General features: G+C 29.8%; 14 protein-coding genes. All 14 read left to right on the top strand.

Annotated elements, in window-relative coordinates; genetic code table 11:
• Window positions 1-43 precede the first annotated feature (43 nt).
• Window positions 44-445, top strand: a complete 402-nt coding sequence (locus tag LGK95_RS10580) for a YtxH domain-containing protein (protein ID WP_226124754.1) — start codon at window positions 44-46, stop codon at window positions 443-445.
• Window positions 446-481: 36 nt separating this feature from the next.
• Window positions 482-817 (top strand): hypothetical protein, encoded by a 336-nt coding sequence (locus tag LGK95_RS10575; protein WP_226124753.1) that lies wholly within the window; start codon window positions 482-484, stop codon window positions 815-817.
• A 213-nt stretch (window positions 818-1,030) separates the two neighbouring features.
• Window positions 1,031-1,399: a hypothetical protein gene (locus tag LGK95_RS10570; RefSeq protein ID WP_226124752.1), complete on the top strand. Its 369-nt coding sequence runs from the start codon at window positions 1,031-1,033 to the stop codon at window positions 1,397-1,399.
• A 335-nt stretch (window positions 1,400-1,734) separates the two neighbouring features.
• On the top strand, window positions 1,735-2,925 hold the full coding sequence (locus tag LGK95_RS22665) for a Coenzyme F420 hydrogenase/dehydrogenase, beta subunit C-terminal domain (protein ID WP_226124751.1): 1,191 nt from the start codon (window positions 1,735-1,737) through the stop codon (window positions 2,923-2,925).
• A gap of 64 nt (window positions 2,926-2,989) precedes the next feature.
• Window positions 2,990-4,147 (top strand): polysaccharide pyruvyl transferase family protein, encoded by a 1,158-nt coding sequence (locus tag LGK95_RS10560; protein ID WP_226124750.1) that lies wholly within the window; start codon window positions 2,990-2,992, stop codon window positions 4,145-4,147.
• 723 nt (window positions 4,148-4,870) lie between these two features.
• A complete protein-coding gene (locus LGK95_RS10555; protein ID WP_226124749.1) occupies window positions 4,871-5,539 on the top strand; it encodes a sugar transferase in 669 nt (222 codons plus the stop codon).
• 39 nt (window positions 5,540-5,578) lie between these two features.
• Complete coding sequence (locus tag LGK95_RS10550; protein ID WP_226124748.1) at window positions 5,579-6,628, top strand: mannose-1-phosphate guanylyltransferase; 1,050 nt, start codon at window positions 5,579-5,581, stop codon at window positions 6,626-6,628.
• Window positions 6,629-6,725: 97 nt separating this feature from the next.
• On the top strand, window positions 6,726-7,808 hold the full coding sequence (gene gmd / locus LGK95_RS10545; RefSeq protein ID WP_226124747.1) for a GDP-mannose 4,6-dehydratase: 1,083 nt from the start codon (window positions 6,726-6,728) through the stop codon (window positions 7,806-7,808).
• A 120-nt stretch (window positions 7,809-7,928) separates the two neighbouring features.
• Entirely contained in the window at window positions 7,929-8,858 is a 930-nt protein-coding gene (locus LGK95_RS10540) for a GDP-L-fucose synthase family protein (RefSeq protein ID WP_226124746.1), read from the top strand.
• Window positions 8,859-8,890: 32 nt separating this feature from the next.
• Window positions 8,891-9,460, top strand: a complete 570-nt coding sequence (locus tag LGK95_RS10535) for an acyltransferase (protein ID WP_226124745.1) — start codon at window positions 8,891-8,893, stop codon at window positions 9,458-9,460.
• A 52-nt stretch (window positions 9,461-9,512) separates the two neighbouring features.
• The gene (locus LGK95_RS10530) at window positions 9,513-10,754 is read left to right on the top strand and encodes a glycosyltransferase family 4 protein (protein WP_226124744.1); all 1,242 of its coding nucleotides are present in this window, start codon (window positions 9,513-9,515) and stop codon (window positions 10,752-10,754) included.
• Window positions 10,755-11,855 carry a glycosyltransferase family 4 protein gene (locus tag LGK95_RS10525; protein ID WP_226124743.1) on the top strand — a complete coding sequence of 367 codons (1,101 nt, stop codon included), beginning with the start codon at window positions 10,755-10,757 and terminating at the stop codon, window positions 11,853-11,855.
• A gap of 94 nt (window positions 11,856-11,949) precedes the next feature.
• Complete coding sequence (locus tag LGK95_RS10520; protein ID WP_226124742.1) at window positions 11,950-13,293, top strand: hypothetical protein; 1,344 nt, start codon at window positions 11,950-11,952, stop codon at window positions 13,291-13,293.
• Window positions 13,271-14,311: a glycosyltransferase gene (locus tag LGK95_RS10515; protein ID WP_226124741.1), complete on the top strand. Its 1,041-nt coding sequence runs from the start codon at window positions 13,271-13,273 to the stop codon at window positions 14,309-14,311. The genes LGK95_RS10520 and LGK95_RS10515 overlap by 23 nt, the downstream gene beginning before the upstream one ends.
• Window positions 14,312-14,314: the final 3 nt, after the last annotated feature.

Genomic DNA, 14,314 nt, shown 5'->3' with positions numbered 1-14,314 from the left:
AATAAAGTACATATAGGGTTTAACTTTAAAGGAGGAAAAAATTATGAAATTTTTAAATTTGTTTGAAAAACAAAAAAAAGCAATACAAAGAAAGTCAAAAATCAAAACTGCTAAAAAGGTACTTTTCGGTACTGCAGCTGGAAGTCTTAGTGGGTTACTAGGGGGATTACTTTTTTCACCTAAATCTGGTAAAGAAACTAGAGAAGATATTGTTAGTTCGTCAAAGGACCTTACAAACAATATTAAAGAAAAAACTACAGAACTTAAGGAAACTATTGACAATAAAGTTACTGACGTCAAGGAAAGTGTTACAGATGCTAAAGTGAAAATTTCTGAATACTTAAATGAAAAAAAACCTTCAAAGGATACTGTAAGTCAAAACGAAGATTTATCTTCAATTGAGGGACAAACCAATATAGTTGATAAAAACGAAAATAACAAATAACAAAATCATTAAAGAATAGTGGTGTTATTAATGTATGTGGACATATTTAAATTAGGACAAGGCATATTGGTTTTTCTTGGTTTAACAATTTTAATTCTACTTATAATAGGATTGTTAAAACTTATTAAAACTTTATCAAGTGTGAATTTAATTATTAAAAAGAATGAAAATAACATCAATGAAATATTGTCTACTTTACCCAAAACATTTAAAAATTGGTTTGAAATAACTGACAATGTAAAAGATGTTAGTGAAGTAGTAGTTAAGGCAACCGCCAGTTCACTTAGGTCAACAGAATCATTTCAAAGATATTTAGTGTATATGGTAGATATTTCACATATTATAAAAAACATATTCTCAACAAAAAGATAGAAGAATTGATCTAGATCTATGTTAAGATAAGGACATTCTAAAAAAGGATATTAGTAAACCGAGAAGTGATTTCTGAATTGTACAGAAATCATTTTTTTTTACCATATAATAAAGCTAAAAAAGGTAAATAGGAGTATAATGTAGTTTGATGACATTTATGTAAAAATTTATTTGGAAGAGGTATTTGAAAATAATTAAGGGGGGGGATTTAATATGGCTACGCTTACAGGAACCTTTATACAAGACATACTTAAAAACAACGGTAAAACCGTAGTGGATGATGAAATTCTTTCAGAAGCAGAAAAGATAATAAAAAAGGAAATGGCTGAAAAGAGAAAGTCATTTAGAGATGATATTTATAAGAAACATGATAAAGAATATAAAGAATATAAAGCAGGAAATACTACAGTGATTTCAGCGGTAGCGGAGGAAATTTTACTTCAAGCACTTGAAAAATTAGGTAAAACAGAAATAGATGAAAAAGTTTTTGAAGAAGCAAAACTATTATATGATAAAAGAATTGCCAAGAAGTTTGCAAAGAAAAAAACATTAAAAAGAGTAGGGTCCTTTGCAAATAAATAATTTTTATAATAGTAAAATCTTCTGATAATATTTTAAAAAAAATATTTTCTAGAAAATACAGAAACCGGGAGTTTATCTCCTGGTTTTTTTGCATAGAGTAATTAAAAGAAAAAATATAGTAGTTTATGAAAATTAAAGATGTTAAGAATATAAGAACTATCTACATAATTTGTAGTATCATGATATAATTAAGGTACACTGTTAAAGTAACTTTTAATATTATGTATAATAACACAATAAATTTAGTAGAACAATGGATTTTGCTATAGAATATATTAAGATAAATAATTAGAGTAAATATATTTAATATAATATCTAAAAATGAAGAAAAGGGCGTGACTTATATCGTTAACATTATAAATAAAGAAAATTGCTCAGGATGCAAGGCATGTTACAATATATGTCCCCAAAATTGCATTAAGATGGTTACTGATGTCGAGGGTTTTTGGTATCCAAAAGTTAATAAAGATGATTGTATTAGCTGTGGATTATGTGAAAAGGTATGTCCTGAACTCAAAATCTATTCTAATGTAAGATCCTATGATTCGCCAACTTGTTATGCAGCCTGGAATACAAACAAAGACATCCGTGGTGACAGTTCATCTGGTGGTGTATTCACAAGCATAGCAGAGAGTATAATATCAAATGATGGAGTGGTGTTTGGAGCAGGATATAATAGTGATCTTAATGTAATTCATAAAGAGGCTAATACATTAGAGGGCTTAAAACAATTAAGGGGTTCTAAATACGTTCAAAGCGACATTAACGATACTTTTAAGAAAGCTAAGGATTACCTTAAAGAAGGCAAAAAAGTGTTGTTTGTAGGAACACCTTGTCAAATAGCAGGTATATATAGTTTTCTTCAAATCGAATATGAGCAGTTATATACTTGTGATATAGTATGCCATGGTGTACCATCCCCTATTGTATTTGAAAAGTATAAGGAAAATCTAGAACTTCAATATGATTCTAGTATTAAAGAAGTAACTTTTAGAGATAAGAAAACTGGATGGAAGAATTACTCTGTATCAATCCATTTTGATAAAGATTTGGAATATAGTAAAACATTTGGAATGGATGCATATATGATGGGTTTCTTAAGGAATTACTATTTAAGGCCTTCCTGCTATAAATGCTCGTATGTGGGTATTCCAAGAGTTAGTGATATTACCCTTGGAGACTTTTGGGGAATAGCCGGTAAATACCCTGAACTTGATGATGATAAAGGAACTTCACTAATATTTATAAATACTGATAAAGGTAATACAATGTTAGAAGGCTGCAAAGATAACATCTTCTCGCAGAAATGTGATTTAGGACAAGCTATACAAGGAAATCCGTCTATAGTTAGTTCTGTAGATATACCAAGTTGCAGAGATAAGTTTTTTAAAGATCTAAATGATATAAATTTTAACTTTGTAATCAAAAAGTACATGAGTCCACCATCATGGTTCCAAAGAAAAGTTACATTTAGTAAGAGAGCACTTAGATTTGTAAAAAGAAAGATTGTTAAGTTAGTCAGATAATAACAAAGAAGAAAATTTGATTAAAAGAAAACTTAATCAAAAATAAGTACTAAGGAGAAATAAATTGAAAAAGAAAAAGATAGCAATATTAACAATAAACGATTATAAAAACTATGGTAATAGATTGCAAAATTATGCTTCACAAGAAGTGTTAAAATCATTAGGATTTTCTGTGGAAACACTTGTTAACAACACGAAACATACAGGTGCAACTCAAGAGGATATTGGAGCAGTAGGAAGAATAAAAAGATTAATGGGACTAGGAATAAAAGGACTTTTCACTAGAGTTAAATTTATTATATGGAAAAATATAAATAAAAATAAAATACATACAAATATAACTAAAAGAGTAGAGAGATTTAAAAACTTTACTAAAGTGAATATATCAGAAACAGATTATAGTATATCAGATAATAATATTCCAAAGGATTTATCAAGTAGATTCGACTATTTTGTAACGGGAAGTGACCAAGTTTGGAATCCTAATTTTAGATATGGTTCTGGAATTGACTTTTTAACTTTCGCTTCTCCAAGTAAGAGGATAACATATTCTCCAAGTTTCGGGATAGCGGAAATACCTCAGTATTATAAAAAAAGTTATAAAGCCTGGTTATCACAAATGTCGTGTTTATCTGTTAGAGAAGAAGCAGGAGCAGATATTATTAAAGAATTAACAGGTAGAGAAGCCAGTGTTTTAATTGACCCAACATTAATGCTTTCAAAAGAAAAATGGATAGCTATTTCGGATAAGGCAGTAAGCAAGCCAGAAAAAAAATATCTATTAACATACTTTATGGAGAGAATATCAGAAGTTAATATGAAAAGAATAAGAACAATAGCTAAGGACAATGAATTGCAAATTGTTAATTTGGCAGACATAACAGATGGAGAAACATATAAGGTCTCTCCTAGTGAATATATAGATTATATAAATTCAGCAAGTATCTTTTGTACTGATTCCTTTCATGGTGTTATATTCTCGGTATTAATGGGTACACCGTTTATGGTATTTGATAGAGAAGGAGCAATGCCATCAATGAATTCAAGAATAGATACATTACTTTCAACATTAAACCTTGAATCACGATTAGCGAAAAACATTAGTACAAAGGAGCAAATCTTTGAAGCTGATTATACACATGTTTCAAAAATTTTAGAAGTTGAACGTAAAAAGGCAATGGATTATTTAAAAGAAGCATTAAATGTCAAAGATGTTGCTTAATTAACTTATGCACTATACCCTTAAAAAGATATATATATAAACAAAGTTATTAAAAAACACATTCCTATACTAATGGGAGTGTGCTTTTTTAATAGGATTAAGTTATACAGTGTAATATAAAGTGTTAACATTTAACTAATTATGAGATTAAGTTTATTCGCGTTAAGTTTTTTTAATATAGGTATAAGATTTACTTTAATTAACCGAGTTTTAACGTATTTTTTCAAAAACTTTAGTTTGATAAGAATATAAAAAATAAAAATGTAAAATATATATAAAAAGATGCATAAAAAAATACAACAAATATGCATATTTGTGTCGTGTATAACAAACTTAATAAAATCTTAACACACATTATGTAGAATTATGGTATACTCTCTATATACTAAAAATTATATTATATTTAACTTATTGAATTGAATATTTAATTAAAGCTATAGTTGTATAAAAAAAATAGATAGAACGTTAATGTTCTATTATATATAAAACAACAATTATACAAAATACAACATTAAGTCAATAAATGTATAATGGCTGACCCCTTGTATGTAATATTTCAAGGTATATTTATTTACAAAAAAATATGGTATTAAATTGAAAAATATTAAAATTTGATTAAAAATGTAAATAAGTATTTAATGTACATACTATGGTATACACATTACTAACACATTTATAGACAAGTCGAAATTTGCATATTATAAAAATAAGGGAGGGATATGAATGCAAAAGACAAGAGAAGATTCAAACGTAAGACAAAATGAGGTTTATTCAAAAAACGAGAAGAACTTAGGGTATTTTATAGTGAAAAGATTAATTGATATTATAGGCGCTTTATGTGGAATCATATTAGTAAGCCCAGTGATGATTGTGGTGGCCATTTGGATTAAGATAGATTCAAAGGGACCTATTTTTTTTGCGCAGAGTAGAGTTGGACAAGATGGTAATAGATTTATGATGTATAAATTTAGATCCATGTGTACAAATGCAGAGGGTCTTCTACATAAGCTTGAAGAGGAGAATGAAATGTCAGGACCTATGTTTAAAATAAAAGAAGATCCAAGAATAACTAAGATAGGAAAGTTCATAAGAAAGACAAGCTTAGATGAGTTACCTCAACTTATTAATATATTAAAGGGAGAAATGTCACTAGTTGGACCAAGGCCAAGTCTTCCCAAAGAAGTGGCGCAGTTTACGTCCTTTCAAAAACAAAGATTAGTTGCAAAACCAGGTTTAACTTGTTATTGGCAGGTAAATGGACGGAGCGATGTTAGTTTTGAAGAATGGATGGAAATGGACGTTGAGTATTTAATGAATAGGAACACAATAGTGGACATAATACTTATTTTTAAAACGGTGGGAGTACTATTCGGTGATGATAAGGCTAGTTAAGCAGAGTTCAATTACAATTTATAAGGGGAGGTTATGTACATGTTATGTGCGTTAATAATGGCAGGGGGGAAAGGAACTAGATTCTGGCCTTTGTCCACTGAAGATAAACCCAAGCAGTTTTTAAATCTTACTGGCGAGGATACAATGATTCAAATGAGTGTTAAAAGGTTAGAAAAACTTATTCCTATAGAAAGAATATTTATAGTAACAGGAAATCGATACATGGATTTAGTTAAGGAGCAGATACCTGATTTGCCTCACAGAAACATTATCGCAGAACCAGTAGGGAAAAACACAGCACCTTGCATAGCACTTTCTGCTTTTCATATTAATAAAATATATGAAGACGCTACAATAGCAGTACTTCCATCAGATCATATTATTCAGAACGAAGACAGCTTTCTTAAAGTGTTAAATACTGCTGATGAATTTGTAAATAAAAATTGCGATGCAATAGTAACCATAGGAATGAAACCAGATAGACCGGAAACGGGCTATGGATATATAAATTACAGCGATATGGATAGTGAAATGAATGGTTTCGAAGTTAGATGCGTTAACAAGTTTGTAGAAAAACCAGACTTAGATACGGCTAAGGAGTATTTAGAAGATGGAAATTATCTTTGGAATGGTGGAATGTTTATTTGGAAGGCTGCTAATATTTTAAGACTTACAAGACTTCATATGAAAGAAACATATAAATTGTTAAGTGAAATAGCATCAACCAGCAAAGAAGATTACCATAGAGTACTTGAAAAAAAGTATCGTAAAATAGAGGGCATATCTGTAGATTTTGGAATTATGGAGAAAGTAAAAGAAATATTCGTTATTCCAGGAAACTTTGGATGGGATGATGTTGGTAGCTGGGAGGCAGTAGAGAGGTTTTCTGAGAAAGACTGCGACAATAACGTTTGTATGGGTGATGTACAAAACTTTGAGTGCAGTAATAACATTATTATTAGTAATGGTAAACAAATAGTTATATCTGGACTTGATGATATATTTGTAGTTGAAAATGACGATACGATATTTGTTGGTAATAAAGATGAGATTGAAAATATAAAAGAATTAAAAAGTAAAATTAGTTAATTAAAATGAAATTAGTTAACACTAAAATTAACAAAAATAAAAAAATTAAATTGAAAATATATAAAAAAATTATTTAGTATTGAAGGGAGTTTTGTAAATGAAAAAAGCATTAATAACAGGCATTACAGGTCAAGATGGGTCTTATTTAACAGAATTATTATTAGAAAAAGGTTATGAGGTACACGGAATAATACGACGTGCAAGTTCTTTTAATACAAAGAGGATAGATCATTTATTTGAAGATCCTAAAATAGGAAATGTTTCATTATTTCTTCATCACGGAGATTTAACGGATTCAAGTAATCTAAATAGAATTATCGAGCGAGTTAAACCAGACGAAATATACAACTTAGGAGCTCAAAGTCATGTACAGGTTTCTTTTGAAGTGCCTGAGTATACAGCAGAAACAGACGGAATAGGTACACTTAGATTATTAGATGCTATACGAGAAAGTGGTTTGAAATGCAAGTTCTATCAAGCATCAACTTCAGAGCTTTTTGGAGGATTACCAGGTACTGCACCACAAAGCGAAAAAACATCTTTTTACCCAAAGAGTCCTTATGGAGTAGCAAAGTTATACTCATATTGGATAACTGTAAACTACAGAGAATCATATGATTTATTTGCATGTAATGGAATATTATTTAACCACGAATCACCAAGACGTGGCGAGACATTTGTTACAAGAAAAATAACAAGAGCAATTGCAAGCATTATGTCAGGAAAACAAGAAAAATTATCTCTTGGTAATATGGATGCAAAAAGAGATTGGGGTTTTGCCGGAGACTATGTAGAAGCTATGTGGTTATTACTTCAACAAGATGAACCTCGTGACTGCGTTATAGCAACAAATGAGACTCATACAGTTAGAGAATTTGTAGAATTATCATTTAAAGAAATTGGAATAGATATAGAATGGATTGGCACAGGAGTAGAGGAAAAAGGATACAACAAAGCAACAAGACAACTGCTAGTGGATATAAATCCTAAATACTTTAGACCAGCAGAGGTTGAACTACTTTGGGGAGACTCGACAAAGGCTGAAAAAGAACTTGGATGGGAAAGAAAAGTTAGCTTTAGGGAGCTAGTTAAGATGATGGTAGATTCTGATATGAAAGAAATAGCTGGAATAGGAACAGAAGAATTTATAGCTAAGGCACAAGCAGCTATAACTAAATAGAGAAAGTAACTACAAGTAGAGTAGAAAATATATAACAAATGTACAAAGTCGTTAGAAAAAGGTAGCAGTTGCTACAACTAGGTAGCAGCAACTGCTACAACTAATTAAGGAAGTGTTGTTATGAATAAGAATAGTAAGATTTATGTAGCTGGACATAGGGGGCTTGTAGGCTCCGCTATAGTTCGTAATCTAAAAGAAAAAGGATATACAAACATAATAGGAAGAACTCATAGTGAATTAGATTTAATGAGTCAACAAGCTGTTATAAGTTTTTTTGAAGAAGAGAAACCAGAATATGTTGTTTTAGCTGCAGCTAAAGTTGGTGGAATTGGAGCTAACAGTATATATCCAGCTGACTTTATATATGAGAATATGCAAATGCAAAATAACATTATAAAGGCAGCACATGATTATAAAGTTACGAAGCTTTTGTTCCTAGGGAGTTCATGCATATATCCAAAAAACTGTCCTCAACCAATCAAAGAGGAATATTTACTATCAGGATATCTTGAACCAACAAATGAGGGTTATGCATTAGCTAAAATTGCGGGACTTAAGATGTGTCAGTTTTTCAAAAAACAATATGGTGATAATTTTATAAGTTGTATGCCAACAAATCTTTATGGACCTAATGATAATTTTGACTTAAATAATTCTCATGTTATGCCTGCACTTATTAGAAAATTTCATGAGGCTAAGGTTAATAATGAAGCTTCAGTTGAAGTTTGGGGAACAGGTAAACCACTAAGAGAATTTTTATATGTAGATGATATGGCCGATGCTTGCGTGTTTCTTCTTGAAAATTATGAGGGAGAAGAACATGTTAATGTGGGAACAGGAAAAGAGCTTACCATAGGCGAAATGGCAGAGATGATTAAAAAGGTTGTTGGATTCACTGGTGAGTTAAGATTCAACACTGAGAAGCCAGATGGGACTATGAGAAAGCTATTAGATGTTAGTAAGCTTTATGGCTTAGGATGGTCGTATAAGGTTGATCTAGAAGAAGGAATAGAAAAGGCTTATGCTTGGTTTGAAGAAAACTATAAATAAGTAGATAGCATTAAGATGCTTAAGGAGATAAAATGCTTAAATTTAAAAGTAATTACTTTAAAGTATTTATGAAATTAAATAAAGTGCAATACGGAAAAGATTTAAATATGATTGGATTGCCTGTTATTTTCAAGCAGAAAAATGCAGAGCTTAGCATAGGCAATAATTGTACTATAAAAAGTGATTTTCTATCTAATTTAGTCGGGTTATATCAGAGAACAATAATTGTAGCCCGGGAAGAGGGAAAAATACATATTGGTAACAATGTTGGGATTTCAGGTGCAACAATTTATTCTAAGGCGCTTATAGAAATAGGAGATTATACTAATATTGGAGGAAATGTAAAGATATTAGATCATGATTTCCATCCTATTGAAGCTGAAGCTAGAAAAATGAATGATATGAAAATGGTTCGAAAAAGACCTATTAAGATAGGCCAGAATGTTTTTGTAGGATGTAATTCAATAATACTCAAAGGAACTGAAATAGGTGACAACTCTGTAGTTGGAGCTGGTAGTGTTGTAAGTGGTAAATTTCCAGCGAACGTTGTTATTGCAGGTAACCCTGCTAGAGTAATTAAAGAATTAAATATCACGAAATAGACCATATGAAAGAAAAGGCTTTTAAAAAACAAGCTTTAAAAAGGAGTAATTTATGAAGAAAAAACTATTAGTTTATGCTCATTATTTTTATCCGGATGTAGCATCGACTGGACAAATATTAACAGAATTATGTGAAGGTCTCAGTGAAGATATGCATATAACGGTAATATGCGTTGTGCCTAGTTACGATGGCACGGTAGAGGAAAAGTATAAGACGAAGAGAATATATAAAGAAACTTATAAAAATATGGATCTAATACGTGTAAGAGTACCCGAATTTCAGAAGAGTAATAAAATTAGCAGAGTGAAAAATATTTTAGGGTATTTTTTCAATGCAATTTATGCTACTTTTAAAGCAGGAAAACAAGATTTGGTTTTTAGTATATCTCAACCACCAGTTTTAGGTGGATTACTTGGAGTCATAGGTAAGAAGATAAAAAGGGCCAGATATATATATAATATTCAAGATTTTAATCCAGAACAAACTGAAGCTGTAGGTTATTCGAAAAATAAATTTATATTGAATTTCGCAAGAGCTTTAGATAAATATAGTTGCAGGGTATCTGACACTGTTGTGGTAGTAGGAAGAGATATGCAACAAACTTTAAAAAATAGATTCAAAGGGAAAGCTATTCCTACTAATGTTGTTATAAACAACTGGATAGATGAAAAACAGATATATCCACTCAAGGCAGAAAATGCTAAGGTTGTATCCTTTAAAGAGAAACATGGGTTACAAGATAAATTTGTATTTATGTGTTCAGGCAATATAGGGCTTTATTATGATTTAGAAAACATCATTAAAGTTATTGGTGAGTTTAAACATAAAGAGGATGTTGTTTTTGCCTTTGTGGGTGATGGTACTATGAAGCAGACTTTAGTTGATTATGTTGAGGAAAATGGTATGGACAATGTTAAATTTATACCTTATCAAGATAAGGAAGATTTAATTTACTCACTGAACGCTGCAGATGCACATATAGTTACTAATGCTAAAGGAATAAAGGGGATTTCGGTTCCTAGTAAAATTTATGGAGTAATGGCATCAGGAAAATCGGTTTTAGGTGTATTAGAAGAAGGATCAGAAGCTAGACTCTTAATCGAAAATTCTAATTGCGGGAAATGTGTATGTCCAGGTGATTATAAAAAAATAAAATCATTAATAAGTGAAATCATTGATCATCAGGTAAGTTTTAAAAAGTTAGGTGCACATGGCAGAAAGACTATTGAGGACAAACTTAAAAAGAATAGTGCAATAGATAAATATGCAGAGATGTTAATTAATAGAGGGTAGGTGATTGTCATTAAAAAGAAGATATGTTTTATAGCTCAATTCCCACCTCCAATACATGGATTATCTAAGGCAATTGATACCTTATATAATTCAAAGCTTAAAGATAAATATGAATTTAGCTCAGTTGATATTACAAATAACAAGAAGATAATTTCAAATATTTTTAAGATAATTAAAAATAACGCTGACTTATATTATCTAACAATTGCACAGACTACTGGTGGAAATTTAAGAGACTTAATAGTAATTAAGCTTTTACTTATGAAAAAGAAAAAGATAATGGTTCACCTTCATGGTGGTTATTACAGGACTATGATAGACAGTGATTGTAAAAACATTATAAAAAACATTAATTTGAAACTCTTTAAAAAACTTAATGGAGCCATAGTGCTCGGTAAGTCCCTTAAATATATATTTAAAGATATTGTAGCAGAAGAGAAGATACATGTTGTAGAAAACTGTGTTGATGAACAATACCTAATTAGTGAAGAAAAATTTAATCTAAAGATTAAAGAGTTAGAAACCAAAAAACGGTTAAATATAGTGTATCTTAGTAATTTTATTGAAAGCAAAGGGTATAAAGATATATTAGAAATTGCTAAAATATGTAAAGATAACAATGTGAAAAAGTTCAATTTTATATTTGCAGGCAAGTTTTACAACTATGAAGATAAAAATGAGTTTAATGACTTTATAAATGAAAATAAATTACAAGATATTGTTGATTATAGAGGTATAGTTCAGGGAAATGAAAAACTAAATATGCTTCAGCATGGTGATGTATTTATGCTTTTAACAAGATATCCTAAAGAAGGCCAGCCTATATCAATTATAGAGGGTATGGCAAATGGAATGTCTGTTATAACAACGAATTATGCTGGAATACCAGATTTAATAGAAGAAAACGAGAATGGTTATTTCGTAGATTATAAGGAACACAAGGAAATATTTAAAAGATTATTAGGGATTGAAAGAAGCCGTGATCTACAAAAGAAGTTAATAATAAACAACAGGAAAAAAGTACTAAATATGTTTACTGAGGCAAAGTATATAAACAAGATGGATAAGGTATTTACTGAAGTGCTAGAGTGTGAAAGTTGATTTAAGAATCTATTAGAACTCTTTTAGTAGTATCATGCCAAGTAGATTTCAAATTTTTAATAATACATATTGGTGTATGAAAGGAGAGAGATTAATGGAAATTTTATTTAGATTAGCAGTTCTTTTTATTCCTTTTGATAACTTGAAATTTGCACCATCAGCAGGATGGGCAACTATTTCACCTATATTATTTGCATTATACGCCATTAGCAATTTTAAGGAATTAAAACAAAGCATTAGGGCGACTAAAAACTATGCTTTTTTGATTATAGTGATGGTAATTTATTCAACGGGGTTATATTTATTTTATGAACCCGATATAGCAAATACTTTTGATACAATAACCACATTATCATTTGGTATTTTCTTATATTTATCATTATATATAAGATATATAATTTATAAAAATGACATGAAGAAAGACTTGAAAATATTGATTTTTGCATATACGATCTCCTTTTTTTATGGAGTAGTTAAATTCGTAGCAATAAAAGGCAACGTAGGATTTATATTAAGTGCATTTCAACTAGTAGAAAGAAGATATTATCCGAGGCTCGCTTTTACTTTTACTGAACCATCCTTTATTTCTATACATGTAGCGGGTGTAATGTACTTGCTTTATGTATCAATCAAAGATAAATTATATAAAAAGAAATTACTCCAGTTAGTTTGCTTATTTTGCGCACTAACAATAATTTCAGGGGATAGTGCTAGATTCTTAGTTGATTTTATAATTGTTTTTTCACTAGTAGTTATGAAATTTTTAGTAGGAAGAAAGGTAAAACTCTCAAAGAAAATTATGATTTGTACGTTGATTGTAATAATGTCTGGTGCTTTGTTATTTCAAATAAAGGGAAATACAAGGGTTACCAAAATGTTAAATGGAGATTCATACGAAGAAATGATATATAGTGATCCATCATTGTCAGCAAGATATTTTAGAATAAATAGTTCTATACATGGATACCTCAATGAACCATACAAAGCATTATTTGGAGCAGGACTTGGAAATTCATATTACTTTCTGCAATATGGTTATGATGATGCATTAGCGGAATTTAAAAATAGTTATATTGATGAAGTTGCAGGACTCGCGGATCAAAAAACAAATCAATTATTCTGTATGCCTATAAGAATAATAAGTGAAATGGGAGTAGTATGGTTTTCAATTATTATGTTTCTTATATTTTTTAAGACAATCAAAAACAAAGAAAATATATTTGATTTGTTAATTATTATATATTTGTATGTACAATTTGATAGTTATGCATATTACACATTCCCACTATATTTATTTATTATTGATTATAGAGCTTACAGAAGGCGAAAAGAACGAAAAGAGTTAAAAGAGCAAAGCCAACTAGAAGAAATGAATATGAAAAAGGTTATTTGCGAAAAGAGTAACGGAGGTCCAAATGAAGATAATGCAGTCGATTAAGGTTAGCTTAATAATACCTGTTTATAATGTAGAAGATTATATTGAAAAATGTTTAAGGAGTGTATTGAGTCAGACACTTAAGGATATTGAAATTATCATTGTTAATGATGGTTCAACTGATCAAAGCATGAAAATAGTAGGAAGTTTTGAAGATGAGCATTCAAATATTCACATTATAAATAAGAAAAATGGTGGGCTTAGTTCAGCAAGAAATAGAGGACTTAAAGTTGCCAGCGGTAAATATGTTGCTTTTATTGATAGCGACGATTATATAGATGAAACAATGCTCCAGCAATTGTATAATAGCGCAGAGGCGAACAACCTGGACATTGTATCGTGTGATCTAACAAAGGTGGATTTAAGTGGAAAGGTTCTTGGAATTGAGAAGAACACATTGAAGTATGATCATACTTATGATAAACATGAAGTTATTGGTGAATACTTATTAAACAACATTCCGTCTTATGCCTGGAATAAGTTATATAAGAAAGAATTATTTGATAAATATGAAATTACCTATCCCGAGGGTCGGCTTTATGAAGATATCAAGCCAACATTTGAATTATTATCTAAAGCAGTTAAAGTAGGATTTATAGATAAACCACTTTATTTTTATGTTCAACGTGGTGGAGCTATTACAAAAGTACCGTCATTTAAAGCAGGCTTTGATATAATAAAAACGATAGATGATATAAAAAGTAGTTTAGAAGAAAGTAAATTATATTATAAATATGAAGAAGTTTTTCAAAACTTTAGCTTGAAATATGTATTTCTAGCTAATGTGTTATTTTATAAATGGTATTTCAAAACAAAGGATAAGATTGAATTAGAAAAATTCAAAAGTTTAGTTTCCATTAAGATAAAACAGTTAAGTCTTAAGTCGATTTTGCTTAATAAATATTTAAGTAATGGAGATAAGTTAAAGTATATGCTTTTGAAAACGCGTTCTTTATGTTTTGTAGTTTCAATGAAGGAACTTTTACTTAAAGCAAAAAACAAACCATCCATGGAGGGTTGATTA

The organism is Clostridium algoriphilum (assembly GCF_020443705.1).
GTDB classification, from domain to species: domain Bacteria; phylum Bacillota; class Clostridia; order Clostridiales; family Clostridiaceae; genus Clostridium_AD; species Clostridium_AD algoriphilum.
Note: the sequence above shows the minus strand (reverse complement) of the source record. Positions and strands in the feature narration are given on the sequence as shown.

What these genes read in the sequence shown, in the direction of transcription:
- LGK95_RS10520 (WP_226124742.1), top strand. Translation starts at nt 11,950, where the DNA reads ATGGAAATTTTATTTAGATTAGCAGTTCTTTTTATTCCTTTTGATAAC.
- LGK95_RS10580 (WP_226124754.1), top strand. Translation starts at nt 44, where the DNA reads ATGAAATTTTTAAATTTGTTTGAAAAACAAAAAAAAGCAATACAAAGA.
- LGK95_RS10555 (WP_226124749.1), top strand. Translation starts at nt 4,871, where the DNA reads ATGCAAAAGACAAGAGAAGATTCAAACGTAAGACAAAATGAGGTTTAT.
- LGK95_RS10550 (WP_226124748.1), top strand. Translation starts at nt 5,579, where the DNA reads ATGTTATGTGCGTTAATAATGGCAGGGGGGAAAGGAACTAGATTCTGG.
- LGK95_RS10530 (WP_226124744.1), top strand. Translation starts at nt 9,513, where the DNA reads ATGAAGAAAAAACTATTAGTTTATGCTCATTATTTTTATCCGGATGTA.
- LGK95_RS10570 (WP_226124752.1), top strand. Translation starts at nt 1,031, where the DNA reads ATGGCTACGCTTACAGGAACCTTTATACAAGACATACTTAAAAACAAC.
- gmd (WP_226124747.1), top strand. Translation starts at nt 6,726, where the DNA reads ATGAAAAAAGCATTAATAACAGGCATTACAGGTCAAGATGGGTCTTAT.
- LGK95_RS10535 (WP_226124745.1), top strand. Translation starts at nt 8,891, where the DNA reads ATGCTTAAATTTAAAAGTAATTACTTTAAAGTATTTATGAAATTAAAT.
- LGK95_RS10515 (WP_226124741.1), top strand. Translation starts at nt 13,271, where the DNA reads ATGAAGATAATGCAGTCGATTAAGGTTAGCTTAATAATACCTGTTTAT.
- LGK95_RS10540 (WP_226124746.1), top strand. Translation starts at nt 7,929, where the DNA reads ATGAATAAGAATAGTAAGATTTATGTAGCTGGACATAGGGGGCTTGTA.